The sequence below is a fragment of the Cellulomonas sp. Marseille-Q8402 genome, assembly GCF_965119525.1.
In genome coordinates, this window is sequence record NZ_CBCPLX010000001.1 from 1850769 (window position 1) to 1874297 (window position 23529).

24 protein-coding genes and 1 tRNA gene are annotated in these 23529 nt (G+C 75.3%); 16 read left to right on the plus strand and 9 right to left on the minus strand.

Annotation, left to right across the window (positions count from 1 at the left end):
* The first annotated feature begins 52 nt into the window (after nucleotides 1–52).
* A complete protein-coding gene (locus ACWPWW_RS08435) occupies nucleotides 53–904 on the plus strand; it encodes a hypothetical protein (RefSeq protein ID WP_454049871.1) in 852 nt (283 codons plus the stop codon).
* 108 nt (nucleotides 905–1012) lie between these two features.
* On the opposite strand, the gene ACWPWW_RS08440 is transcribed toward ACWPWW_RS08435, so the two are convergent.
* Both ACWPWW_RS08440 and ACWPWW_RS08445 read right to left on the minus strand, forming a co-directional pair.
* Complete coding sequence (locus tag ACWPWW_RS08440; protein ID WP_454049872.1) at nucleotides 1013–1273, minus strand: hypothetical protein; 261 nt, start codon at nucleotides 1271–1273, stop codon at nucleotides 1013–1015.
* A complete protein-coding gene (locus tag ACWPWW_RS08445) occupies nucleotides 1270–1440 on the minus strand; it encodes a hypothetical protein (protein ID WP_454049873.1) in 171 nt (56 codons plus the stop codon). Before ACWPWW_RS08445 ends, ACWPWW_RS08440 begins: the two co-directional genes overlap by 4 nt.
* A 519-nt stretch (nucleotides 1441–1959) precedes the next feature.
* On the opposite strand from ACWPWW_RS08445, the gene ACWPWW_RS08450 reads away from it, so the two are divergent.
* The 8 genes from ACWPWW_RS08450 to ACWPWW_RS08485 all read left to right on the plus strand — a co-directional run bounded on the left by ACWPWW_RS08450 (nucleotide 1960) and on the right by ACWPWW_RS08485 (nucleotide 10993).
* On the plus strand, nucleotides 1960–2238 hold the full coding sequence (locus tag ACWPWW_RS08450; protein ID WP_454049874.1) for a hypothetical protein: 279 nt from the start codon (nucleotides 1960–1962) through the stop codon (nucleotides 2236–2238).
* On the plus strand, nucleotides 2235–3155 hold the full coding sequence (locus tag ACWPWW_RS08455) for an ABC transporter ATP-binding protein (RefSeq protein ID WP_454049875.1): 921 nt from the start codon (nucleotides 2235–2237) through the stop codon (nucleotides 3153–3155). Before ACWPWW_RS08450 ends, ACWPWW_RS08455 begins: the two co-directional genes overlap by 4 nt.
* Nucleotides 3152–3943 (plus strand): hypothetical protein, encoded by a 792-nt coding sequence (locus tag ACWPWW_RS08460; protein ID WP_454049876.1) that lies wholly within the window; start codon nucleotides 3152–3154, stop codon nucleotides 3941–3943. Before ACWPWW_RS08455 ends, ACWPWW_RS08460 begins: the two co-directional genes overlap by 4 nt.
* A 79-nt stretch (nucleotides 3944–4022) precedes the next feature.
* Nucleotides 4023–6809 carry an Ig-like domain-containing protein gene (locus tag ACWPWW_RS08465; RefSeq protein WP_454049877.1) on the plus strand — a complete coding sequence of 929 codons (2787 nt, stop codon included), beginning with the start codon at nucleotides 4023–4025 and terminating at the stop codon, nucleotides 6807–6809.
* Nucleotides 6806–7657, plus strand: a complete 852-nt coding sequence (locus ACWPWW_RS08470; protein ID WP_454049878.1) for a CPBP family intramembrane glutamic endopeptidase — start codon at nucleotides 6806–6808, stop codon at nucleotides 7655–7657. Before ACWPWW_RS08465 ends, ACWPWW_RS08470 begins: the two co-directional genes overlap by 4 nt.
* A 78-nt stretch (nucleotides 7658–7735) precedes the next feature.
* Entirely contained in the window at nucleotides 7736–9433 is a 1698-nt protein-coding gene (locus ACWPWW_RS08475; protein ID WP_454049879.1) for a SulP family inorganic anion transporter, read from the plus strand.
* Between the two features lie 70 nt (nucleotides 9434–9503).
* Complete coding sequence (locus tag ACWPWW_RS08480; protein ID WP_454049880.1) at nucleotides 9504–10553, plus strand: metalloregulator ArsR/SmtB family transcription factor; 1050 nt, start codon at nucleotides 9504–9506, stop codon at nucleotides 10551–10553.
* 17 nt (nucleotides 10554–10570) lie between these two features.
* Entirely contained in the window at nucleotides 10571–10993 is a 423-nt protein-coding gene (locus ACWPWW_RS08485; RefSeq protein WP_454049881.1) for an arsenate reductase ArsC, read from the plus strand.
* A 156-nt stretch (nucleotides 10994–11149) separates the two neighbouring features.
* On the opposite strand, the gene ACWPWW_RS08490 is transcribed toward ACWPWW_RS08485, so the two are convergent.
* Nucleotides 11150–11977, minus strand: coding sequence for an IclR family transcriptional regulator (locus tag ACWPWW_RS08490; protein ID WP_454049882.1), 828 nt, complete (start codon nucleotides 11975–11977; stop codon nucleotides 11150–11152).
* A 148-nt stretch (nucleotides 11978–12125) separates the two neighbouring features.
* On the opposite strand from ACWPWW_RS08490, the gene ACWPWW_RS08495 reads away from it, so the two are divergent.
* The 3 genes from ACWPWW_RS08495 to ACWPWW_RS08505 all read left to right on the plus strand — a co-directional run bounded on the left by ACWPWW_RS08495 (nucleotide 12126) and on the right by ACWPWW_RS08505 (nucleotide 15025).
* Nucleotides 12126–13460, plus strand: coding sequence for an MFS transporter (locus ACWPWW_RS08495; RefSeq protein ID WP_454049883.1), 1335 nt, complete (start codon nucleotides 12126–12128; stop codon nucleotides 13458–13460).
* A 31-nt stretch (nucleotides 13461–13491) separates the two neighbouring features.
* Nucleotides 13492–14745, plus strand: a complete 1254-nt coding sequence (locus ACWPWW_RS08500) for a family 1 glycosylhydrolase (RefSeq protein ID WP_454049884.1) — start codon at nucleotides 13492–13494, stop codon at nucleotides 14743–14745.
* A gap of 207 nt (nucleotides 14746–14952) precedes the next feature.
* Nucleotides 14953–15025, plus strand: a tRNA-Lys gene (locus ACWPWW_RS08505).
* A gap of 214 nt (nucleotides 15026–15239) precedes the next feature.
* Here ACWPWW_RS08505 and ACWPWW_RS08510 read toward each other — a convergent pair.
* Together ACWPWW_RS08510 and ACWPWW_RS08515 are read right to left on the minus strand one after the other, a co-directional pair.
* Nucleotides 15240–15818, minus strand: coding sequence for a GNAT family N-acetyltransferase (locus ACWPWW_RS08510; protein WP_454049885.1), 579 nt, complete (start codon nucleotides 15816–15818; stop codon nucleotides 15240–15242).
* 33 nt (nucleotides 15819–15851) lie between these two features.
* Entirely contained in the window at nucleotides 15852–16532 is a 681-nt protein-coding gene (locus tag ACWPWW_RS08515) for an SDR family NAD(P)-dependent oxidoreductase (RefSeq protein WP_454049886.1), read from the minus strand.
* Between the two features lie 101 nt (nucleotides 16533–16633).
* On the opposite strand from ACWPWW_RS08515, the gene ACWPWW_RS08520 reads away from it, so the two are divergent.
* Nucleotides 16634–17545 carry a helix-turn-helix transcriptional regulator gene (locus ACWPWW_RS08520; RefSeq protein ID WP_454049887.1) on the plus strand — a complete coding sequence of 304 codons (912 nt, stop codon included), beginning with the start codon at nucleotides 16634–16636 and terminating at the stop codon, nucleotides 17543–17545.
* A gap of 45 nt (nucleotides 17546–17590) precedes the next feature.
* Entirely contained in the window at nucleotides 17591–18232 is a 642-nt protein-coding gene (locus ACWPWW_RS08525; RefSeq protein WP_454049888.1) for a hypothetical protein, read from the plus strand.
* An 18-nt stretch (nucleotides 18233–18250) separates the two neighbouring features.
* Here the strand turns inward: ACWPWW_RS08525 and ACWPWW_RS08530 are convergent, their stop codons facing one another.
* Nucleotides 18251–19429, minus strand: a complete 1179-nt coding sequence (locus ACWPWW_RS08530; RefSeq protein WP_454049889.1) for a Fic family protein — start codon at nucleotides 19427–19429, stop codon at nucleotides 18251–18253.
* Between the two features lie 162 nt (nucleotides 19430–19591).
* Here ACWPWW_RS08530 and ACWPWW_RS08535 point away from each other — a divergent pair, with 162 nt between their 5' ends.
* Nucleotides 19592–20356: a GTP pyrophosphokinase gene (locus ACWPWW_RS08535; RefSeq protein WP_454049890.1), complete on the plus strand. Its 765-nt coding sequence runs from the start codon at nucleotides 19592–19594 to the stop codon at nucleotides 20354–20356.
* Between the two features lie 3 nt (nucleotides 20357–20359).
* Here the strand turns inward: ACWPWW_RS08535 and ACWPWW_RS08540 are convergent, their stop codons facing one another.
* Genes ACWPWW_RS08540 through ACWPWW_RS08550 form a run of 3 tightly spaced genes read right to left on the minus strand, consistent with a single transcriptional unit; the run spans nucleotide 20360 to nucleotide 22824 of the window.
* A complete protein-coding gene (locus tag ACWPWW_RS08540) occupies nucleotides 20360–20989 on the minus strand; it encodes a hypothetical protein (RefSeq protein WP_454049891.1) in 630 nt (209 codons plus the stop codon).
* Between the two features lie 8 nt (nucleotides 20990–20997).
* Nucleotides 20998–22176, minus strand: a complete 1179-nt coding sequence (locus ACWPWW_RS08545; protein ID WP_454049892.1) for an RtcB family protein — start codon at nucleotides 22174–22176, stop codon at nucleotides 20998–21000.
* Nucleotides 22177–22236: 60 nt separating this feature from the next.
* Nucleotides 22237–22824 carry a DUF2231 domain-containing protein gene (locus ACWPWW_RS08550; RefSeq protein WP_454049893.1) on the minus strand — a complete coding sequence of 196 codons (588 nt, stop codon included), beginning with the start codon at nucleotides 22822–22824 and terminating at the stop codon, nucleotides 22237–22239.
* Between the two features lie 242 nt (nucleotides 22825–23066).
* Between ACWPWW_RS08550 and ACWPWW_RS08555 the strand changes: the two genes are divergently transcribed.
* Nucleotides 23067–23519, plus strand: a complete 453-nt coding sequence (locus ACWPWW_RS08555) for a DUF4383 domain-containing protein (RefSeq protein ID WP_454049894.1) — start codon at nucleotides 23067–23069, stop codon at nucleotides 23517–23519.
* Nucleotides 23520–23529: the final 10 nt, after the last annotated feature.

Below are 23529 nucleotides of genomic sequence, written 5' to 3' on the forward strand. Positions count from 1 at the left end.
GGCGGACGGCGGTGCGATCCGGGTCCTGCGGGCGCAGGACCACGCTCGTCTCATGACCACCTCGACCGGCACCCACCCCGTCCGCAGCACCTCCCCCGCGACCCGCGGCGTCGCGCGGGCGCTGCTCGTCACCGGCGCGGCGCTCGCGCTGCTGCCGGGCGCCGCCGCGCTGGCGGGCGCCGCCGAGCCCGACGACGGGTGCACCCAGGTGTCCGCCGAGGCCCTCGGCCGGGACGACGGGCAGGTGTCCGTGCCGATCGGCGACACCGGTGTGACCCTGGTGCGGCACCGCGACCAGGTGTGGGTCGAGGGCGGCACCGCGCGGGTGCGGAGCCTGACGACCACCTCGGCGGACGAGAGCACCCACGCCGGCGAGGTGGTCGGCGGCCGGCTGGGCGGCGAGGTGTTCCTCGCCGGGTACCTCGCCGTCACCGTCTGCGTGGACCCGGCGGTGACGACGACCGAGGTCGTGCCGCCGACCGAGGTCGTCCCGCCCGGTGACCTGGTCCCCCCGACCGACCAGGTCCCGCCGAGGGACGTCGTCCCGCCGACCGAGGTGGTGCCGCCCGCCGAGGTCGTGCCGCCCGCCCAGGTCGTGCCGCCGACGGTCGAGCCGCCCACGGGTACGGTGACGCCGCGCCGCGTGGCGGCCGGCACCGGGGCGTCCACCACGACCGCGCCGACGCACGCCCCCGACGCTCCGCGCGTCCCGGGGTCCGGGCCGGTCACCGCCCACGCCGCCGGCGCGGTCACGGCGGCGACGCCGCAGCACCGCACGGCCGCCGAGCACGCGGCCCCCCGCCTCGCGCTGACAGGGGCGTCGGTCGCACCCGTGGCGGCCGTGGGCGTCGCGCTGACCGCGGCAGGCGCGCTCCTCCTCCTCGGGGCCAGGAGCGCCCGCTGATCCCCACCAGCCGCCGGTCTCGCCGCCCCCGCGCGACCGGCACCAGAGCAGCCCCCGGTCGCCCCTGCGGCCGGGGGCTGCTCGCCGTCCCCACGGACTCGGGCCGCCTCAGCGAGCCGGTGTCCTGACACACCCGCGGCGGCGACGGGCCAGGTCGGCGACCGCCACGACGACGGCACCCGGCGCCCCGGCAGCGGCGATGGTCATGAGGTCACCCGGGTCCTCGGACGCCCGGCACCCGGCGGCGCGGCCGCAGTCCACGACGACGACCGCCGGCGGCGCGACGGCCCCGTAGCCCGCCGACCCCGCGACCCAGATGCCGCCGAGCACCGCAGCAGACCGCAGCGCCCTCCGCCACGACACGCTCACGACGCCGACGTCCGCGCCAGGACGAACGCGACCACCCCGACCAGCGCCGGAGGGAGCGGGACGAGCGGGGACCGCACGCCCGGGGCGAGCACCAGGGTGACGGTGCCCAGCAGGCAGAGCGCCGCGAGCAGGTCGAGGGCGATCCGCGTGGAGCGGGAGCGAGGCATGGGGCATCCGATCGTCGAGGGTCGGCGCCACGGTCCCGCCCGGAGCCCGGGACCGGGATCCGACCCAGGTCCGGCGGTCCGTCGGCCGGAAGGCCGACGGAGGTCCCGTGCGGCGTCCGGTCCGGTGATGCGGGCACGGACGCGGACGAGCGCCTGCGGTGCCCGCGGTGGCCGCTGGCGGGCCGCCGGCACGGGACTCTGCTGCGACTTCGGTCGCACCTTGTCCGGGACGATGGTGGCTGGGAGGGCCCCCGCCCCCGGGTATGTGCTGGATCCATGACGATCGACCGGCCCGGGCGTGCACGACGGGCACCCGCGGCTCTCGGGGGCCACCACGACGCGGACCAGGGCGGACGGCTCCCGCGGCGCGGAAGCCGTCGCTCTGCGGGATCACCGTGGCTCGTGGATGATGCGCGTGGCGCACAGCCCCTCCACAGGCAGCAGAACGCCTCGCCGCTCCACCGCACGCAGCTCGGCACCACGCAGGTCCAGGACACGCAGCCAGGAGCAGGGGGAACGATGACGACGGTCCAGATCCAGCCGGCACGGGTGCCGGTCGAGCACCGGTGGTGCGGGCTGGACCGCCGGTCCGTGCCGTACGCGGCGGTCGGCCTGGCGGTGCTCGCGCTGTGGGCGCGGGTGCTGCCGTGGGTCGCCGCGAAGCACGTGCTCACCGCCGCCCTGGATCTGGCGCACGACCTCAGCGAGATCGCCGGGGCCGACACCCCCGCGGTCGAGCGGTCCCGGGCGGAGATCGCGCGGTTACGTGGCGACGACGGGCAGGGAGGTACGCCGTGATCGAGGTCGTGGGGCTCACCAAGCGGTACGGCGACACGGCCGCCGTGGCGGACCTGACCTTCACCGCCGCGGGCGGCCGGGTCACGGGACTGCTGGGCCCGAACGGAGCCGGCAAGTCCACGACGATGCGGATGATCCTCGGCCTGCACCGCCCGACCAGCGGCACGGTGCGCATCGAGGGCCGGGCGTTCGTCGACGACCCCGCGCCGCTCACCACCGTCGGCGCGATGCTGGACGCGCACGCCGTGCACCCGGGCCGCACCGGGCGCAACCACCTCCAGGCGCTGGCTGCCACGCACCACCTGCCGGCCCGGCGGGTGGAGGAGGTGCTCGAGCTCACCGGCATGTCCGCGCCGGCGGGCCGCCGGATCGGGACGTACTCGCTGGGGATGGTGCAGCGCCTGGGCATCGCCGCTGCGCTGCTGGGCCGCCCCCGGGTCCTGGTGCTCGACGAGCCGGTCAACGGCCTCGACCCCGACGGCGTGCACTGGGTGCGCCAGCTCGTGCGCGGGCTCGCGGCGGGCGGGACGACCGTGCTGCTGTCCAGCCACCTGATGAGCGAGATGGCCCAGACCGCCGACGACGTCGTGGTGCTCGGCCGCGGCCGGCTGGTCGCGGCCGGCCCGATCGACGAGGTCGTGGCCGCCGCGACGGGCCGGAGCGTGCGCGTGCGGCTCGCCGGCGGGGAACCGGCGTCGGGGCTCACCGCCGCCGTCACCGCCGCCGGGGGCACCGTGGCCGCGCAGGACGGGGCCCTGGTCGTCACCGGCCTGGACAGCGAGCAGGTGGGCCGGGCCGCCGCCACGACCGGCACGGTCCTGGCGGAGCTGACACCGCAGCGCGCCTCGCTGGAGGACGCGTTCTTCGAGCTGACCAAGGACGCCGTGGAGTACCGCACGCAGGGAGAGCAGCGATGACCACGACGACCGAGAGCCGCGTCCGCCTGGACTTCGGCGGGCTGCTGCGTGCCGAGGTGATCAAGGCCCGCGGCCTGCGCTCGACGCGGTGGTTGCTCGCCCTGGTCGTGCTGCTCCCGGTGGTGATCGCCGCGATCGTGGCCGCCAGCACCGACACCGCCGGCGCGGCGCACGCGGACCTGACCGCCGCCGCGCTGTCCGGCGTGACCTCGATCAGCTGGGTGCCCCTGCTGCTGACGCTGCAGCTCGGGACCGTCATCGGGACCGCGGAGTACGAGCGCGGGGCGGTGCAGACCACCTTCGCCGCGGTACCGCGCCGCACGCCGGTGGTGCTCGCCAAGGCGGTGCTCGTCGCGGCCGCGCTGCTCGTCGCGGTCCTGGTGACCGACGTGATCTCCTACCTGGTCGGTGCCGCGCTTCTCGGCGGGCAGGAGCCGGCGGGCCTCGGCGATCCCGGGGTCGTGCGCGTCCTGGCCGGTACCGCCCTGTACGCGGCCGCGGCGGGCACCATCGCGATGTGCCTGGGGATGGTCGTCCGGTCCAGCATCGGCGCCTTCGCGGCCACGCTCGGGTTCCTGTACGTGCTGCCCGCGCTCCTGCAGGCCGTCCCGGTCGAGGTGGTCGGCTGGTTCGCCCGGACCATCCCCGGTCCGGCGTCCACGCCGCTGGAGCTGCCCGGGCACCCGGACGGGCAGCTGACCTTCGGCGCGGCGCTGGTCGCGGTCGTCCTGTGGACCGCCGCCTGGATCGTCCTGACCTGCGTGGTGGTGCGCCGCCGCGACGTGTGACGGCTCACCGCCACCGAAGAAGAGGATCACCCGCAGGATGCCGACGCCCCGGGACCACCCACGAGAGACGAGCGCCACCATGACTCCCACCCCTGCCGTGGACGAGGCGGCGGCGCACGGGACGCGGCACGCACGACACGCACGCGGTGCCCGCGTCCTGGCCGTGCTCACGATCGCCCTGGCCGCCGTGGTCCCGGTCGTCGCGCCGGCGTCGGCGCCGAGCGCGCTCGCCGCTCCGGCGGACGACTGCGCGGCGCCGACCCGGACGGTCGCCGGTGGCGGCTGGACCCCGGTCGCGGTGAGCCCGGGCGAGGTCGTCCGGGTGACCGGCCGGTTCACGGCGGGCGTCGAGCGGCTGCCCGCCGGCGGGACCCTCTGCATCGCGGCCGGCGCCGTGCTCGCACCGGCGTACCTCAACGCCGCGGCCGGGGTGCTGCGCGTCGACCCCGGCGGCACCGCCCAGCTGCCCTGGGTGTCGGTGTCGCCCGGGTTCGTGCTGGACAACGGCGGCACGACGACCTTCCAGGGTCTGAACGTCAACGGTCCCGCGACCCTCGGCAACGCGGCCGGGGCGTCCCTGACCGTGACGTCGTCGTTCGTGCCGTCCGCCGGGACGATCGTGAACGACGGCACCCTGGACCTGCCGGGCGGGCTGATCCTCAACCCGGCCGCGGAGCTCACCAGCACCGGGCGGCTGACCGTCGGCGGCTCCGCCACGATCGACGGCACCTTCGTCAACACCGGACGCGCCCGGGTCGCCCAGGCGCTGACCCTCAACGGGTCCGGGTCGCTGACGAACGGCTGCGTCCTCGAGGTCGGGGGTGCGCTCGACCACTCCGGCGGCCCGGCGAGCAGCACCGGCCTGGTCGTCGTCGGCGGGACGTTCAGCACCAACGGGACGTGGCGCCAGTCGAGCACTGCGGCACTCTCCGCGGGCGCGCTGCTCGACGACGGTGCCGTCACCGGGTTCGGGCGGTACGTGTTCGCGGGCTCGACGAGCGTGCAGGGCCGCTTCACCGGCGACTCGGCGACCGCGCCGATCGCCGTGGACGTCCCGGGCACCGGGTTCGACGTCGCCACCGGCACCGTGGCGAACGTCGCGTTCACCGACCTCACCCTGCCCGCACCGGCCGACTACCCGGCCCCGGACTGCGCGGGCGCGGCGCCGGTGGCCTCCGCCGACGCGCGGGTCGGCATCACGGGCCCGGCCGTCGCCCAGCCGGGCAGCACGATCAGCTACCCCGTCACGGTCACCAACGACGGCCCGTCGCCCGCCACCCGCGTGCGGGTGGTGCAGACGCTGCCCGCCGCCCCGAGCGGCGAGCTCACGGACGTCGCCGCCGACCAGGGAGGCGTGGTCGCGGGCGGGACCGTCACCTGGGACCTCGGCACCCTCGCCCCCGGTGCGTCCCGCACGCTGACGGTCACCGGCACGGTCCCGGCGTCGGGCTTCCTGTCCACCACGGTGCGCGTCTCCACGACGACGCCCGACCCGGACCCCTCCGACGACGTGGCCGGCACCAGCACCGAGATCGACGTCCCCGTCGTCCAGCCCCCGCCCACGGCCGGTGCGGTCCGGTACGAGGGCGAGGGCGGCGTCCCGGTGCTCGGTGCGCTCACCGGCGCGCCCGGCGCACCGGGCCTGCAGGTGCGGTTCGCCGTCACCTCCCCGGCCCAGTCGGGTGCTGTGGCCCTCACCCCCGACGGCCTGTTCGCCTACCTGACGCCCGAGGACTTCGCGGGGACCGACACGTTCACCTACGAGGTCTGCGACAACCAGGTCCCCGAGCGCTGCACCGGCGGCGGCACCGCCACCGTGGTGCTGCACCCGCGAGCATCCCCGGACGAGACCAGCACCGGCCGCGACCAGCCCGTGGCCGTCCCGGTCGTCGCCAACGACTCCGGCGGCACCCGGCTCGCTGCGCTCGCCACCCCGCCGACCAACGGCACCGTCTCCGTCGACCCGGCCACCGGGGTCGCGACCTACACCCCGGACCCCGGCTTCGTCGGTGACGACACCTTCGAGTACCGGGCGTGCGCGGTCGGCGACCCCACGGACTGCGTGACCGCGCCCGTGCTGGTGCACGTGCTCGCCGTGAACCGCGCGCCGCAGGCGTTCCTGGCCTCGCTGGCGACGACCGTCGACGCCCCCGTCGCGGGCCCGGTCGAGGTGACGGACCCCGACGGCGACCCGACCACGGTCACCACGGTGTTCGCCCCCGTGCTCGGCACGTCCGCCCCCGACCCCGCCGGCACGCGGTACGTGCCGCCGGCCGGCTTCGCCGGGACGGACCTCTACGCCTACGTCGCCTGCGACGACGGCGAGCCGACGCTCTGCTCGACCGGGCTCGTCGGCGTCCGCGTCGACCCCGTGGCCGGCGACGACTCGGCGTCGACCACCACCGGGACCGCCGTCGCCGTCGACGTGCTGGCCAACGACCGCGGCACGGTGCTGCCACCCGAGGTCCGAGCCGCCCCCGCGCACGGCACGGCGACCCTCGCGGGCCGCGGCCTGACGTACACCCCCGCCGCCGGGTTCACCGGTACGGACACCTTCACCTACCGCGCCTGCGCGGTCGACGGCTCCGACGCCTGCGCCGAGGCGACCGTGGTCGTCACCGTCGCGGCCGTGGGCGGTCCCCCGACCGGCACGCCCGGTCCCGGGGCGCCCGTCGTCGTCGACCCGGGACCCGCCGGCCCCGGCTCCGTCGATCCGGGCGCGCCGCGGGCCACGGACAGCCGGCCGCTGGCCAGCACCGGCGCGGACGCCGCCCGGACCGCCTTCCTCGGCGTGCTGCTCCTCGTCGCCGGCTCCGTCGTCACGGCCGGCACGGCCGCCGCGTCCCGGCGGCGCACCCGCTCATGACTGCCACCCCCCGAGAGAGCGAGCTCATGCCCCGTCCTGGAACCCGCACCCCCGTCCGCCCCCGCGTCTGGATCGGCCTGCTCATCTGGTTCGCCTACCTCGTCCTGGTCTTCGTGGTCCAGCGCGCCAGCGGCATCCGGTACGACACCTGGAACGACAGCGCCCGGAACCTGTTCCTCGGCGGCGGGCTGTCGCTCATCGTCGCGACCGTGGCCCTCGTGATCACCACCAGCCTGCTCGGCTGGTGGCGACCCGCGCTGCGCGACGAGCACCGCAGCCGGCACCGGTGGCCCCTCGTCGCCCCGGCGCTCGCCGCCGTCGCGCTCCTGATGAACCTCGGCGGGACGGACTGGGACGCCTACTCCGGTGCCTTTCTCGGCGCGTCCCTGGTGCTCCTGCTGGTCGGGTTCACGGAGGAGCTGGTCAACCGCGGGCTGCTGCTGACCGCGCTGCGGAGCCGGCTCACGGAGGTCTGGGTCTGGTTCTGGACCTCGCTGCTGTTCGCCGTCGGTCACTTCATCAACGTGGCCCTGGGGGCGTCGGCGGCCGCCACGGTCCCGCAGGTCCTCGCGGCCTTCCTCGCCGGGACGATCTTCTACGTGCTGCGTCGCACGACCGGGTCCCTGATCGGTGCGATGGTCCTGCACGGCCTGTGGGACTTCTCCGTCTTCGCCACCGGTGTGGGCGAGGCCGGCGGCCTCGCGGGGGCCGCGACCGTGGTCTACCTCCTCGCGGGGTTGATCGCCCTGGCCTCGGTCGGCTTCGTCATCAGGGACGCGCAGCCGGCACGGGACGCGACGCCTGGAGGGAGCACGCACGGGCCGGAGGTGTTCATCCAGCGGGGATGACGTCCCGCCACCGCACCCGCCCTACGGTCGTGCTCGTCCAGGCCGCCGGTGGCGGCCACCGAACCCGGGGGACGCGGGATGCCGAGCGACGCTCTGCTGCGAGCCCTGCGCCGTGGCGCCCGCGGACTGCGACGCCGGCCCTGGCGTGCCGACGTCCCCGCCGGCGTCGTGCTCGGCGTCGAGAGCGTCCCGGACGGGCTGGCCGGCGGCCTGCTCGCGGGCGTCAACCCGGTCTGGGGCCTGTACGCCTACATGGTGGGCGTCACGGCGGGGGCGGCGACCACGAGCTCGGCGTTCATGGCCGTCCAGGCGACCGGGGCGATGGCGGTCGTGGTGGCCGACGTGCCCCAGGTGCACGCGCCCGCGCCCGATCCCGACACCGCGTTGTTCACGCTCTCGGTGCTGACCGGGGTCATCATGCTCACCCTGGGCCTGGCCAGGCTCGGGTCCGCCGTGCGGTTCGTGCCGCACGCGGTGCTGACCGGCTTCGTCAGCGCGGTGGCGGTGAACATCGTGCTCGGTCAGCTGGACGACTTCACCGGCTACGAGGCGGAGGGGTCGAACCGGCTCACCTCGACGCTGGACACCGTGCTGCACGTCGGGTCCTTCGCCTGGGGGACGGTGCTCGTCGGCGTCGCCACGATCGCGCTGATCGTGCTGCTGGAGCGGACAGCGCTGCGTGCACTCGGCCTGGTGGTGGCCGTCGCCGCGACGAGCGGTGTCGCCGGCGCGCTGCGCACCTGGACGGGGGCGGAGGTCGCCGTCCTGGCCGACGTCACCGACGTGCCCGCCGCCCTGCCGTCGGTCAGCGTCCCGGACGTGGGTCTGGTGCTCACGCTGCTGGTCCCCGCCGCGTCCCTGGCGTTCGTCGGGCTGGTCCAGGGGGCGGCCATCAGCGCGACCGTCCCGAACCCGGACGGGCGGTACGGCGACGCCTCGGGCGACTTCCGCGGGCAGGGGGTCGCGAACATCGCCTCCGGGCTGCTGCACGGCATGCCGGTCGGGGGGTCGATGTCCGCCACCGCCCTGGTCACCACGGCAGGTGCCCGGAGCCGCACGGCGCTCGTGGTCGCCGGCGCCACGATGGCGGTCGTCATCCTGCTCCTCGCGGACGCCGTGGCGTACGTCGCGATGCCTGCGCTGGCCGGGCTGCTCATCGTGATCGGCGCCCGAAGCCTGCGGCCCGCCGCGATCGCGCTCGTCTGGCGGACCGGCCCGGTGCAAGCCACGGTCATGGTGACGACGTTCGCGCTCACGGTGCTCATCCCGCTGCAGTACGCGGTGCTGGTCGGCGTGGGGATCTCGGTCATCCTGCACGTCGTGCGCCAGTCCGGCGCGGTGCGGGTGCGGCGGTGGGAGCTGACCGCGGACGGCGGTGTGGTGGAGAGCGACCCGCCGCGCACGCTGGGCCCGGACGAGACCGTGGTGCTCCGCCCGTACGGGAGCCTGTTCTTCGCGGCCGTGCCGGTGCTCGAGGCCCAGCTGCCCCGGGTCGAGGACGGCTCGCGCCGCTCGGCGGTCGTGATCAGCCTGCGCGGGAAGGAGCAGCTCGGCAGCACCTTCCTCACGGTCGTCAGCCGGTACGCCACCCAGCTCGACTCCGTCGGGAGCGTGCTGCTCCTGGCGGGCGTGTCGCCCGACGTGCGGCGGCAGCTGGACGCCCTCGGCGACGCGGTCGCCGTCGCCCCGCAGCACGTGCTCGACGCGGAGCCCACGCTCACCGCCTCCACCCGCCGCGCGGTCCGGCTGGCCGACGAGTGGCGCCGGTGGGCGTAGGGACGAGGGACGCGAGCGGCTCGCCGACCGACGGCTCGGCTGCGGCATCGACGTGTGTCAACATAGAGAGATGTCGAATCAGCGCCTCGCCCGCAGCGCGGCGGGCGTCGGCGTCGTCGCCGACGAGGCCTGCGCGGCGCAGCCCTCACCCGCCGATCACGCGATGGGCCTGGACGCCGCGACCCAGGTGGCCGGCACCCTCAAGGCGCTCGGCGATCCCCTCCGCCTGCGGATGCTCTCGCTCATCGCGACGTCCCCGACCGGCGAGGCCTGCGTCTGCGACCTGGCCACCGTGGCCGAGGTGTCGCAGCCCACCGTGTCGCACCACCTCAAGCTGCTCAAGGAGGTCGGCCTGCTCACCTCGGAGCGGCGCGGCACCTGGGTGTACTACCGCGTGCAGCCCGCGCTGCGCGGCGCGGTCACGACGCTGCTGGACACGTTCGCCCCCGTCGCCGCCGAGGCGCGGCACCTGTCCCCGCTCACCGGGCTGACCGACGCGGAGACCGCGCTGACCCGGATCGCCGACCGGCTGGCCACCGCGTTCCCCGGCCGCGACCCCGCCGCGATCCTGACGGTGGTGCGCGAGTCCTACACCGGCCTGGCCCGGTCGTCGGCGGTCCGCTCGCACCTCGTGGTGAGCACCGAGCGGTTCGCCCGGCAGCGCCTCGCCGACGCCGAGCGCGCGATCACGGCCGCCGCCACCACCCACCGCCCCCAGGTGCTGTTCGTCTGCGTCGCCAACGCCGGCCGGTCCCAGCTGGCCGCCGCCCTGCTGCACCACTACGCGGGCGACGCCGTCGTCGTGCGGTCCGCGGGCTCCGCGCCCGCCGGCGAGGTGCACCCCGGGGTACGCCCCCTGCTGGCCGAGCTGGACGCCGACGCCGAGGCGTTCCCCAAGCCGCTGACCGACGACGCCGTCCGGGCCGCCGACGTCGTCGTCACCATGGGCTGCGGCGACACCTGCCCGATCCTTCCGGGCACGCGCTACGAGGACTGGGTCGTCGGCGACCCCGCCCTCGCCTCCGACACCGGCGTGCGCGCCATCCGCGACGAGATCGACCGCCGCGTGCGCACCCTGCTCGCCGACCTGCTGCCCGACCTCGACCTGACCACCGCCTGACTCCTGAGGAGACCCCCGTGAGCGAGTCCACCAAGCCCTCCGCCCTGTTCGTGTGCGTGCACAACGCCGGCCGCTCCCAGATGGCCGCCGGCTACCTGCGCCACCTGTCCGGCGGCGCCGTCGAGGTCCGCTCGGCGGGCTCGATGCCCGCCGACCAGATCAACCCGGTCGCCGTGGAGGCGATGCTCGAGGAGGGCATCGACATCCGCACCGAGCGACCCCAGGTGCTCACCACCGACGCCGTGCAGGCCTCCGACGTGGTCATCACCATGGGCTGCGGCGACGTGTGCCCGATCTTCCCCGGCAAGCGCTACGAGGACTGGGCGCTCGAGGACCCGGCCGGGCAGGGCCTCGAGTCCGTGCGCCCCATCCGCGACGAGATCCGCCGTCGCATCGAGGTCCTGCTCGGCGAGCTCGGCGTCGCGCCCGTCACCGCCTGACGCGGCCCGGACGGGTGCGGCCGCCCGCGGGGCCTGTCGGCGGACCTCGCCACGCTGGTCGTGAAGAGCGTCGTCGAGCGGCCGGTACCGCTCTGGTCCCTCGAGTCCGGCGTGCGGTGTCCTGGCGTCGCGTCGTCGGCGCACCGGATCCGGCGACTACTCCGCGGACCAGTCCGGCGGGCGGGCGCGCTCGCCGGCGGACAGCGCGCGGGCGGCGGCGAGCGCGCTCGCGCGCAGCAGCGGTTCCACACGCGCGACCGGCAGCCCGTCCGCGGGCAGCAGCATGCCGACCGCCGCGACGACCCGGCCGTGCCGGTCGCGGACGGGCACGCCCACGGAGACCACCGGAGAGGTGGGGCGCCGGACGACCGCGACGTCGGTCCGGCGCACCTCCGCAACCTGGGACCGCACCTCCGCGGCGGAGGGCCGCGGGCACTCGTAGAGCGGCCAGCGGTAGGTGCCGCGCGCCAGCATCTGCTCCAGCAGACCCCCGCCCGCTGCGGACAGCAGCACCATGCCGGCCGCCGTCGGGACCAGGGGGATGTGGCCGCCCAGGTGGTAGTGGATCGGCAGCGGCTCGCGTCCGTCGCGACGGTCGAGGACGACGGCCTCCTCACCGTCCCGGACGACGAGCTGGACGTGCTGCCGGGTCACGGCGACCAGGTCGTCGAGCAGCGGCGCCACCGCGCCCCGCAGGGACACCGTCGGCTCCGCGAGGGAGGCGATCTCCCAGAGGCGCAGCCCCACGCCGAACGCGCCGGTGCCCTCGCGGACCAGCAGGCCCAGCTCGACCAGCTGGCCGGCGAGGCGGCTCGCGGTGCTCAGCGGGAGGTCGGCCCGGACCGCGAGCTGCCCGAGGGTCAGGTGCCGGTGCTCGGCGTCGAACGCCTCGAGCAGCCGCACGGCGCGCCGCAGCACCGCCTCGCCGTGCGGGGGGCGCCGACCGCGGGGGGCGCCGGCGTGCTCGGACCCGGGCTCGCCCACGCGCCACCTCCTGGTTCCGGCTGCGACTTCTTCCACTCAATGGAAGCGCTGCAGCGCCGGGTGTGTCCACCAACGCACCCTCGTCGCCGGGACCCCCCTCCCGGGCGCGGCGGCCGCCGTCACGCCGTCAGTCGACGAAGGAGTCGCCGTGCACGATCTCGGAGCCCAGCCCACCGCTGCGCCGCTTCCCGTCCCCACCGGCCCGGCCCTCACCGGGCCTGCCGTCCCCGCGCCTGCTGCAGCACCCGCCTCGCCGGCCCGGACGGGTGCGCTGTTCCACACGCTGCTGGCGGTCGGCGCGTTCTCGGTGAACGCCGCTCTGCTGACGGCCACGATCCTCACGCTGTCGCTCAAGGCCTCCGCGATCGACCCGGCCCGGGCGACGACGATCCTGTCGGTCACCGCCACCGTCGGCGCCGTGTTCACGATCGTCGGCTACCCGCTGGTCGGCCGGCTGAGCGACCGGACCACCGGCCGGTTCGGCCGGCGACGGCCGTACCTCGTGGGCGGCGCGGTCCTGCTCGCCGCGGGCGCTGCGCTCATGGTCCAGGCGGCGTCGACGCCCGTGCTCGTGGCGGCCCACGCCCTGCTCAGCACCGGCTACGTCACGTCGCTGGTCGCCGCGTCCGCCCTGGTGCCCGACCAGGTCCCTGCCGAGCGGCGCGGTCCGTCCTCGACCATCGTCGGGCTCAGCACGCCCATCGGCGCGCTGCTCGGCCTGTTCATCGCCCAGCTCGTGCAGCCGAACCTGACCGCGATGATCCTGCTGCCGGCGGGTCTGGGTGTGGTGGGCAGCCTGGCGCTCGCCCTGGGCGTCCAGGACGCACCGCTCGCCCCCGGGAAGCGCCCCGCCTTCGCGCTGCGCGACCTGGTCGGCACGTACTGGGTGAACCCGCTGCGCGCCCCGGCGTTCGCCTGGGCCTGGACCAGCCGGATCCTGATCTTCCTCGGCGTCTCCGCGGTCAACGCCTACCAGGCGTTCTACCTGATCATGGTCCAGCACGTGGACCCGGCCGAGGTCGCGGGGAAGATCTTCCTGGCCACCGTGCTGCTGACCGGTGCCTCGCTCGCGGTCGCGCCGCTGGCCGCACGGATCTCCGACCGCACCGGGCGCCGCAAGCCGTTCGTGCTCGCCGCCGCCGTCGTGTTCGCGGTGGGTCTCACCCTGGTCACCACTGCCGGGTCCTTCGCCGCGTTCCTCGTCGCCGTCACCGTGATGGGCGTCGGCCAGGGCGTCTACCTGGCCGTCGACTTCGCCCTCGTCACCCAGGTCCTGCCCGACCCGGAGAACCCGGCCAAGGACCTCGGCCTGATGAACCTCGCCAACACCCTGCCGTCGTCGATCGTCCCCGCCGTCGCGCCCGCCCTGCTGGCGATCGGCGCCGGCGCCGGGCAGCAGAACTTCACGGCGCTGTTCGGGTTCGGCGCGATCGCCGCCGTCCTCGGCGCGCTCGCCATCCTGCCGATCCGCGGCGCCCGCTGACCCTCCCACCCCGACTCCGAGGAGCCACCGCATGGACCCCCTCTACCCCGCGTCGTTCCTGTGGGGCGCCGCCAGCGCCGGCCACCAGGTCGACGGGCACGACGACGCGAGCGACACCTCGTTCCTGGAGCAGGTCGAGCCGACCGTGTTCGCCGAGCCCAGCGGCGCCGCCTGCCGCAGCTGGGACCTGTGGCCCCGCGACCTCGACCTCGTCGCGGCGATGGGCCTGACCTCCTACCGGTTCTCGGTCGAGTGGGCGCGCACCGAACCCGAGGACGGCGTGGTCGACGTCGCGGGGCTGGACCACTACGACGCCATGGTCGACGGCTGCCTGGCCCGCGGGCTCGCCCCCGCGGTGACGCTCAACCACTTCACGTCGCCGCAGTGGTTCGCCCGCGCCGGCGGCTGGCTGCACCCCAACGCACCGGCGCGGTTCGCCGACCAGTGCGCCCGGGTGATGCACCGCATCGGGGACCGCGTGGCGTTCGCCGTCACGCTGAACGAGCCCAACCTCCCCGCGACCCTGGAGTGGGGCGGTCTGCCGGAGTTCGTGGTCGACCTCCAGCGGGAGACCCTCGCCGCCGCCTCCCGTGCCGCGGGCGTGCCGCGGTTCCGGGCGGCGAACGTCGTGGTCCCGGAGGAGCGCCGGGCGATCGAGGACGGCCTGGCCCGGGGGCACGCCGCCGCCCGGGACGCCGTCCGCGCCGCGGCGCCCGGCGTCCCCGTCGGGCTGTCGCTCGCCGTGATCGACGACGTCGCGCTGGACGACGAGGGCGCCGCCCTGCGGGACCGCAAGCGCGCGGACTGCTACGAGCGGTGGTTCGACGTCGTGCAGGACGACGACCTGGTCGGCGTGCAGAACTACGAGCGGATGGCGCACGACCGCACCGGGGTCGTCCACGCAGCGGAGTCGGGCGTGGTGAACCAGATGGGCACCCCCGTGGTCCCGGACTCGCTCGGCGGGGCGGTGCGGTACGTGCACGCCGCGACCGGCCTCCCCGTGGCGGTCACCGAGCACGGCATCGCCACCCAGGACGACAGCGTGCGCGCCGCGTTCCTGCCCGCGGCGCTCGAGAGCCTGGACGCCGCCGTCGCCGACGGCGTGCCTCTGCTCGGCTACTACCACTGGACGCTGCTCGACAACTTCGAGTGGATCTTCGGCTACCAGTACCAGCTCGGGCTGCACACCGTCGACCGCACCACCGGCGAGCGCCGAGCCAAGCCGAGCGCCCGGGTGCTCGCCGAGGCGGTCGCGCGACGCCGGGCCGCTGTCGTCGTCGGCTGACGACGACGTCGGGGACGCGACGAGGATCGCCGGACGGGTGTCCGCGTCCGGGCGCGCTCATCGGTCGACCACCGAGGGGCTGCCCCACACCGACGGCGCTCCGCGGACGCGGTACCTTCGACCTCGTCGCCGCCGGCGCGTCACCACGCTCCGGCCGGCGGCGCGGGAGCTCCCCGAGGGATCCGCTGCACGATCCCCTGGCCTCCCGGGCCTCTAGCTCAACTGGCAGAGCAGCGGACTTTTAATCCGCGGGTTGTGGGTTCGATCCCCACGGGGCCCACCTCGATCCGGCCGCGTCCCTCGGCTGGTCGAGCTGTCGACGTACGTCGACATCCGACGCCGTGTCAGCGTACGTAGACACCGGTCGTGATGTCCGCGTACGGCTCCGTCACCCGCTTGCGAGACCGGCTGACCGAGCTCGGGGGGCACCTGCGCTCCGTCGTCGACGGCTGGGTGGGAACGGCGGCGCGCTGACGCGCCCAGCCGCAGCCTGTTCAGGCGACGCCGCCCCGCCACTCCTCCCGCAGAAGCCCGTACGCGTACGAGTCGAGCCACCGCCCGTCCCGGTGCAGGGAGTCGGCCCGGAACGTCCCCTCGCGCCGCATCCCGATCCGCTCCATCAGCCGCCACGACGGTGCGTTGTCCGCGAAGCAGATCGCGGTCACGCGGCGCAGCCCGAGGTCGGTGAAGCACGCCTCGACCAGCCGCCGCACGGCCTCGGTGGCGAGCCCACGGCCCTGCACCTCGGGCCCGAAGGCCCACCCGAGCTCCGCCTGGGTGCGCGCCGCGTCCGCCGCGACCTCGGCCTGGCCCCAGCCGTCCTCGACCCGCAGCAGCAGGTCGCCGACCACCGCGCCGTCGACCTCGACGACCACGGTCGGCGCCAGGTTCTCCGGCTGGAGCAGGCGGGTGGTGAACGCCGTCTCGTCCTCCGGCAGCGCGGTGAGCCACCGGGCGACCTCGGGCAGCCGCCGGTAGCGGAACACGGCGGGCGCGTCGTCCGGGGTCGCCGGCCGGAGGACGAGGCGCTCGGTGGTCAGCGGCCAGGAGATCTCGGGGTGGGGTGCGCTCACCCCGGCAGGCTAGCGGCGCACCCCGCCCGCGGATCAGTACGCGATGCGCCCCGTCCGGTCGTGGAACTCCCCCGTGGGCCCGTCCGGCCCGAGCAGGGCGAGCGCCACCGTGGCGTCCGTCCCCTCGGTGACGGTCTGGTGCCCGGAGTTCCCGTTGAGGTCGGTCGCGGTGTACCCGGGGTCGCTGGCGTTGACCCGGAACCCCGGCAGGTTCTTGGCGTACTGCACGGTCAGCGCGATGACGGCGGCCTTCGACGCCGCGTACGGGACGGCCGGGACGGGGTGCTCGTCCCGGCCCGCGGTGGTGAGGAACCGCGGCCAGCCGACACCCGAGGCGACGTTGACGACGACGGGGTGCGCCGACCGGCGCAGCAGCGGCAGCGCGGCCTGCGTCACCCGGACGATCCCGAGCACGTTGGTGTCGAGCACGGCCTGCACCGCGGCGGCGTCCAGGTCGTCGACGCCGAACGAGGTGCCGACGATGCCGGCGTTGTTCACGAGCACGTCGAGCGCCGGCAGGCCCGCGAGCGCCGCGTCGACGCTCGCCTGGTCCGTGACGTCGAGCTGCACCGGGTGCGCCCCGAGGTCGTGGGCGGCGGCGCCGTTCGCGAGGTCGCGCATCCCGGCGTAGACGGTGTGGCCGGCCTCGACGAGCCGGCGGGTGGTCTCCAGCCCGAGGCCCTTGTTGGCCCCGGTGATCAGTGTGGTGGTCATGGGCCCAGGCTGCGCCCGGCTCGCGCGGTCCCCCAGGCCCCGGTCGACGGTGGGACCGGCAGTACCACCGTCGCGGGGCGCGCGCGGGCGAGGATGGGGCCGTGAACGAGTTCGCGAGCGTGCTCCGGTCGTGGCGGGACCGGATCGGGCCCGCCGACGTCGGCATGCCGGCCGGCACGGGCCGGCGGGCGCGCGGCCTGCGCCGGGAGGAGCTCGCCACGCTGGCCGGCGTCAGCGTCGACTACATCGTGCGGCTCGAGCAGGGCCGCGCGACCCACCCGTCGCCGCAGCTGCTCGGCGCGCTCGCGCGGGCCCTGCGCCTGACCGACGCGGAGCGCGACCACCTGTACCGGGTCGCCGGCGCGGCCCCTCCCGACCGCGGGGTCGTCCCGGTCCAGATCGCCGCGGGGGTGCAGCGCGTGGTCGACCGCCTGCCCGACGTGCCGCTGGCGGTGTTCACGGCGACCTGGGACATCCTGCTGTGGAACCCGCTGTGGGCCGCGCTCGGCAGCGACCCGGCCGGGTACGCCGGCATCGAGCGCAACCTCGCCTGGCGGCACTTCACGACCGGGCACCCCGGGGTCGAGTTCGACGACCAGCACGAGGAGGACTTCGCCGCGGACCTCGCGGCCGACCTGCGCGCCGCGGTCGGGCGGTACCCGGGCGACCGGCACCTCGCGCGGCTGGTCGCCCGGCTGCGCGCGGAGGCGCCGGACTTCGAGCGGCGGTGGGCGACCGCTCGGGTCGCGGAGCACCGGTCGAGCCGCAAGACGATGACCCGCACGCCGGTCGGGCCGATCACGCTCGACTGCGACGTCCTGTCGGTGCCCGGCAGCGACCTGCGGATCGTCGTCTACACGGCGGCACCCGGGAGCGAGGACGCGCAGAAGCTGGACCTGCTGCGCGTCACCGGCACCCAGACGCTGAGCCCGGACGCGGCCGACAGCCTGTCGACGCCTCGGGACAGGTTGTGCCGCGAGCCGCTCGACGCGCCCGCCGATCGGTTTTCCTGACCTCGGCCCCGGGACGGTCCGGGCGCCGAGGGAGGGGACGTCGCGATGATCCGCCGCATCCGCAGCGCCTGGCAGCGCTTCGCCGAGAACCGCCCCGGCGTGGCCGAGCTGGTCGTCTTCACGCTCATCAGCCAGGGCATGACGGTCCTGCAGCTGGCGCTGATGCCGGTGTTCAAGTGGGTGTTCAACCAGACGCCGCTGGTCGACACCGCGCTCCAGGTGCTCCCGGTGAGCACCAACGCCGACGGCAGCACGTTCTTCGTCTTCGACTACCCGGCCGGGACGCTCCCGCTGGGCGGTGGCGGCCTCGCCTACTTCCTCGCGGTGCAGCTGACCCTCGCCGTCGCGCAGGTGATCAACTTCTTCCTGCAGCGCACCGTCACGTTCAAGTCCGACAGCAACATCTGGCGCGCGGCGGCCTGGTACGCGTTCGCGTACGTCGTCATCACGTTCGTCGCCGCCTGGCTGCAGGGCTTCTACAAGGACCCGATCTACCAGTGGCTGATCGAGCGCTCGCCGAGCACGGGCGAGACCGTCGCCGACGTCGTCACGATGATCATCAACGCGCTGATCTCGTTCGTCGTGTTCTTCCCGATCCTCAAGATCATCTTCCGGCGCGAGCCGGGGGACGGCCCGGGGGACGCGGGCAGCGGCGCGCAGGCCCCGGTCGCCGTCGGCGCGCGCTGACCGCCCGGCGTCGGCCGGTCAGCCGACGCTCAGGCGGTCGAGCATCAGGTCCGCCTCGTCGAGCACCTCGCCCGCGGCCCACGCCATGTCCCGCTTCGACTCCGTGATCGGCCGCAGCACCTCGGCCTCCACCAGCCGCTCCACGGCGACGTAGGCGCGCGCCGGGGACACGCCGGTCAGGCGTGCGACGTCCGCGGCATCGACCACGGGCCGGCTGATCAGCAGCGGCAGCAGCGCGGAGACCGCGGAGCCGGCACGCGGATGCACCCGCTCGCGCCACTCGCCGGGAAGGGCGACCAGCCGCTGGGCCGAGACGGCTGCCGCTTCGGTCGCCCGGCCGGCCGCCTCCGCCAAGTAGGACGCGAAGGGCTCCACGTCGCCGGTGCGGTAGCCGTTGACCAGCCCGAAGTACTCCTCGCGGTCGGCGACGATCGCCGACGCCACCGGGACGGCCATCGCGTGGGTGACCCCGCGGTACCGCCACACCGCGTTGATGAGCGAGCGGCCGATGCGTCCGTTGCCGTCGGTGAAAGGGTGGATGGACTCGAACTGCGCGTGCGCCACGGCCGCCTGGACGACCGGGTCGAGGTCGGTACGACGCAGGAAGGCGATGAGGTCGTCCATGAGCCCGGGCACGCGGCCGGGGACCGGGGGGACGTGCACGGCGCCGCGCGGTGACCGGTTGGACCCGCCGATCCAGTTCTGGACCGTGCGCAGCGTGCCCGCGTCCCACTTCTCCTCCGGGTCGTCCGCCATCAGGAGCCGGTGCGCGGCGAGGACGTCCGCCAGCTCGACGCCGTCGCGCGCACGGGCGACGAGGAGCGCGAGTCCGTCGATGGCGCCCTTCACGGTGCGGGCCGTCCTCGGCGCGCGGATCCCGAACTGCGCGCGCGCGAGCTGGTCGACCGTCGTCAGCTCCTCCTCGATCTGGGACGAGGCGATGGCCTCCGTCCGGAGCAGGAACGGCTCGAGCGCCGCGACCTGGCCCGCGAACGAGCGCTCGAGCACCCCGACCTCGACCCGCACCCGCCGGCATGTCTCCAGCAGCGACGCCGAGGGCGCCAGGCGGACGTCGGCGATCAGCGGCGGCACGGTCGCGGCGTACTCGTCGATCTCCGCGCGGCGGCCGCTCCGCGACGTCCAGGGCAGCGCCTCGTGCGCGTGCGGCGGGACGACGGCGCCCGGCTCGACGGCCATGCAGCCCTCCTGAGCGAGACGATCGGACGCGCTATTCTCGCTTAACGCCACAAGCGAGAGCAAGCAGCGCGCTGTTCTCGCTTACAGGGTGCACCACTCTCCCCCGCCTCCCCAGGATGATGGACGCAGCCGCACCGTCCGCGAGAACCCTGGAGCCCCGCCGTGCCCGACCCGCACCCCGACCCGAGCGGACCGCCGGACCCCGCGATGCTCGCCTTCGCCCGCCGCATGCAGGGCGAGTTCGCGCGGATGCAGATGGAGCACCAGTTCGCGGTCGACGAGGTCCTCACCAAGGTGTCGATCCTGCGCACCGAGTTCCTGCACCTGCACCAATACAACCCGATCGAGCACGTCGGCTCCCGGGTGAAGTCGCCGGCGAGCATCCTGGACAAGGCGCTGCGACGGGACCTGGAGCTCACGCCGGCGGCCATCCGCGCCGGCATCACCGACATCGCCGGCGTGCGGATCACCTGCAGCTTCATCGCCGACACGTACCGGATCCTCGACACGCTGACGTCGCAGTCGGACGTGCGGGTGCTGAAGGTCAAGGACTACATCGCGCACCCCAAGGACAACGGCTACAAGAGCCTGCACGCCCTGGTCGAGATCCCGGTGTTCCTGTCGACCGGCCCGGTCCCGGTGACCGTCGAGGTGCAGATCCGGACCATCGCCATGGACTTCTGGGCCAGCCTGGAGCACAAGATCTACTACAAGTACGACGGCGAGGTGCCCGGGCATCTGGCAGCCAGCCTGGCCGACGCGGCGGAGGTCGCCGAGCAGCTGGACCGGCGGATGGAGCAGCTGCACGCCGAGGTCCGCGGCGCCGACACGACGCCGGAGCCGGCCGGCAGCGGGCTCGCGGGCGTCGACGACCACCTGCTGCTGCGGCTGTGGGCGCGGGCCCGGGAGCGCGGCGCGGCGGAGTAGGGCTCAACGACGCCGCAGCACGAGGGCGACCCCCGCGACGGTCGACCCGATCCCGCCCATCACCATGTCGCCGACGGTGTCCCGGTAGGCGACGTGGATCGTCGGGTCCGCGTAGGTGTGCCCCAGGTACTCCCCGACCTCCCAGAGCACGCTCAGCGCCAGCCCGACCGCGGTGGTCACGGCGACGGACCCCACCCGGGCCGCCGCGCCCGGCGGCAGCCCGCCGACGGGATCGGCCACCGCGCCGGTGCGCCGGGCGAGGAGGAGGTGCGCGACCGCGGCGATCAGTCCCGTGACGACCAGGTGCATGACGACGTCGAGCCAGGACACCGCCTCGTAGAGGTCGAGCGCGCCCGCCCACGCGGCGGCGAGCAGGCCCACGCCGTAGGCCGCGTCCAGGTGAGGGTCGACCCGGACGAGCACCGGCACCACGAGCCCCGCGAGCACCAGGGCGAACAGCGCCGCGTCCACCGGTCCGCGCGCCGCGAGCGCGAGCACGACGCAGGCGGCGCCGACCACCCGCACCACGCCGCCCGGTCCCCGCAGGAGCAGCCGGGCGACCCCCCGGGCCGACCGGTCCGGTGCCCCGGCCGGGCCGTCTGCTCGCGCCCGCATGCCTGCTGCTCCCGTCATGCCCGCCCTCAGTCGCCCTTGACGTTCACGAGCTGCCGCAGCGTGTGCCGGACCTCGACCAGGTCGGCGGAGTCGGCCATCACCTGGTCGATGTCCTTGTACGCGGCGGGTATCTCGTCCAGGAACGCGTCCGTGTCCCGGTACTCGATCCCGGCCATCGCCTCGCGCAGCTGCGCGCGGGTGAACCGGCGGCGGGCGGCGGTGCGCGAGTAGGCGCGGCCGGCCCCGTGCGGGCTGGAGCACAGCGACTGCGGCTCGCCCTTGCCGACGACGACGTACGAGGCCGTGCCCATCGAGCCCGGGATCAGGCCGGCGTCCCCGGCTTGCGCGCGGATCGCGCCCTTGCGGGACACCCACACCGAGCGGCCGGCGTGCTCCTCCCGCTCGGTGAAGTTGTGGTGGCAGTTGACCCGCTCGGCCTCGACGACGTCCTCGCCCACGAAGGCGGACACCGCCGCGACGACCCGGTCCATCATCTCCTCGCGGTTCAGCAGGGCGAAGTCCTGCGCCCAGCGCAGCTCGCGGATGTAGGCGTCGAAGGCCTCGGTGCCCTCCTCGAGGTACGCCAGGTCCCGGTCGGGCAGGTCGGTGCGCGCCTTCCGGCACCGCTCGACGGCCACCGTGATGTGGTGCTGGGCGAGTCGGTTCCCGACCCCGCGCGAGCCCGAGTGCAGGAACAGCCACACCCGGCCGTCCTCGTCGGCGCTCACCTCGATGAAGTGGTTGCCGGACCCCAGGGAGCCGAGCTGCTTGCGCCACGCGGGCGTGTACGCGCCCGGGTCGAACCCGGCCGCCTGCGCCGACTCCTCCAGGGTCGCGACGCGCACGGCTGCGGAGTCGGTCAGCCGGCGGTTGGCGGCGCCGGCGGACAGCGGCACCCGCTGCTCGATGTCGACCCGGAGCGCGGACAGCGCCCCGGCCGACCGCAGCCGGTCCGCCGTCCACTGCGTGCGGACGGCGATCATGCCGCAGCCGATGTCGACGCCGACCGCCGCGGGGACGATCGCGCCGAGCGTCGGGATGACGCTGCCGACGGTCGCCCCCTTGCCGAGGTGGGCGTCGGGCATGAGCGCGACGTGCGGGTGGATGAACGGCAGCTCCGACGTCCGGACGGCCTGCTCGCGGGTCATCGGCTCCAGCAGGGAGGCCCAGCTGAGCAGCCGGTCGGTGATCCGTTCGGGCGCCATGGGACCGATCGTCGCAGCCGGCCGGCGCCACCGCTCGGGCAGCCGGCCGGACGTCGCCCGTCAGACCGCCGGGTCGTCCGCGACGGGCGGCTCCGCGGGGCCGGACGCGCTGTTCGGCGGCGACCCGAGCCGGGACGCCATGTGCCCGCCGAGGTAGCCGCTCACGCCCAGCACGGCTCCGGCGCCGAGCGAGACGGCGACCCCGAGCCCCCGGCGCCCGCCGCGACGCAGCAGCCACGACGCCCCGTACAGGGCCAGCGCGACGTCGTTGAGGGCACCGTGCACCGTGCCGACCCGCTGGGTGCGCCGGTCGGACACCGCCCAGTCGGCGACCCCGGTGGCGATCGTCGGCACCGCGGACAGCACCCCCAGCCCGAGCAGCCGGTCGGCCGCGCGCTGCCGGCCCGGGTCCGCGGGGCCGGCCAGGTCGAGCACCGTCGAGCTCACCCAGAACCCGATCGGGACGTCGGTCATCAGCGGGTGCGCGGCGTGGCCGAGCGGCTTGCCGTGCAGCAGCCCCGCCAGCCGCGGGCTGGAGCGCAGCGCGGAGAGCACCGCGGGCCGCAGCCGGTCGATCGTCGTGTCGAGGCCGGTGGCCTGCTCGAGGCGGCGGGTGGCGCGCAGCGGCGCGCTCTCGTCGAGGTGCATCGGGTCCCCTCGGGTCGGGTGGCGGGTCCGTCGTCCGTCGAGCATCGCCCCGCCCGGCCCGGCCCGCACGGCGAGCGGCGCCGCCGCAGGGGCCCAGCGGGGCCACCTCCGGATGCGCGCCGAGCAGGGCCGACGCATCCTGGTCGCGCAGGACGCGCGTCGAGCCCAGGCGCCTGACGCAGAGCGCAGACCCCGGGCCGGTGACCCGAGCACCGGGGCCGCGCGTGACACCGGGGGTACCCATGTCCTCAACCGTTCCGGCCCGTCCGTCCGACCGCACGACGGTCCGCCAGCCGCACCAGTGGCTCGCCCTGGTGATCGGCGTCGTCTACCTGGTCGTCGGCCTCGCCGGCTTCCTGGTCACCGGGTTCGACGGCTTCACGGAGCACGACCACTCGCAGACGCTGCTCGGCTTCGCGATCAACCCGCTGCACAACATCGTGCACATCGTCATCGGCCTGCTCGGCATCGCGCTGTGGAGCACCCCGAGCAAGGCCCGCACCTACGGGTGGCTGCTGTTCATCGGGTACGGCGCGACGTTCGTGTACGGCCTGGTCGTGGCGAACCGGCCCGAGTGGAACGTCCTCAACATCAACGGCGCGGACAACGTCCTGCACATCGTCTCCGCGCTCGCCGGTCTGGCGATCGCCCTGTGGCCCCGTCGCGACCGCGCCGCCCGCGCGCCCCGCGCCTGAGCGGCGCCCC

Coding starts and splice junctions, on each gene's coding strand:
- ACWPWW_RS08435 (WP_454049871.1), top strand. CDS start 53: ATGACCACCTCGACCGGCACCCACCCCGTCCGCAGCACCTCCCCCGCG.
- ACWPWW_RS08445 (WP_454049873.1), bottom strand. CDS start 1,440: ATGCCTCGCTCCCGCTCCACGCGGATCGCCCTCGACCTGCTCGCGGCG.
- ACWPWW_RS08450 (WP_454049874.1), top strand. CDS start 1,960: ATGACGACGGTCCAGATCCAGCCGGCACGGGTGCCGGTCGAGCACCGG.
- ACWPWW_RS08460 (WP_454049876.1), top strand. CDS start 3,152: ATGACCACGACGACCGAGAGCCGCGTCCGCCTGGACTTCGGCGGGCTG.
- ACWPWW_RS08465 (WP_454049877.1), top strand. CDS start 4,023: ATGACTCCCACCCCTGCCGTGGACGAGGCGGCGGCGCACGGGACGCGG.
- ACWPWW_RS08470 (WP_454049878.1), top strand. CDS start 6,806: ATGACTGCCACCCCCCGAGAGAGCGAGCTCATGCCCCGTCCTGGAACC.
- ACWPWW_RS08475 (WP_454049879.1), top strand. CDS start 7,736: ATGCCGAGCGACGCTCTGCTGCGAGCCCTGCGCCGTGGCGCCCGCGGA.
- ACWPWW_RS08480 (WP_454049880.1), top strand. CDS start 9,504: ATGTCGAATCAGCGCCTCGCCCGCAGCGCGGCGGGCGTCGGCGTCGTC.
- ACWPWW_RS08500 (WP_454049884.1), top strand. CDS start 13,492: ATGGACCCCCTCTACCCCGCGTCGTTCCTGTGGGGCGCCGCCAGCGCC.
- ACWPWW_RS08515 (WP_454049886.1), bottom strand. CDS start 16,532: ATGACCACCACACTGATCACCGGGGCCAACAAGGGCCTCGGGCTGGAG.
- ACWPWW_RS08525 (WP_454049888.1), top strand. CDS start 17,591: ATGATCCGCCGCATCCGCAGCGCCTGGCAGCGCTTCGCCGAGAACCGC.
- ACWPWW_RS08530 (WP_454049889.1), bottom strand. CDS start 19,429: ATGGCCGTCGAGCCGGGCGCCGTCGTCCCGCCGCACGCGCACGAGGCG.
- ACWPWW_RS08540 (WP_454049891.1), bottom strand. CDS start 20,989: ATGACGGGAGCAGCAGGCATGCGGGCGCGAGCAGACGGCCCGGCCGGG.
- ACWPWW_RS08545 (WP_454049892.1), bottom strand. CDS start 22,176: ATGGCGCCCGAACGGATCACCGACCGGCTGCTCAGCTGGGCCTCCCTG.
- ACWPWW_RS08550 (WP_454049893.1), bottom strand. CDS start 22,824: ATGCACCTCGACGAGAGCGCGCCGCTGCGCGCCACCCGCCGCCTCGAG.
- ACWPWW_RS08555 (WP_454049894.1), top strand. CDS start 23,067: ATGTCCTCAACCGTTCCGGCCCGTCCGTCCGACCGCACGACGGTCCGC.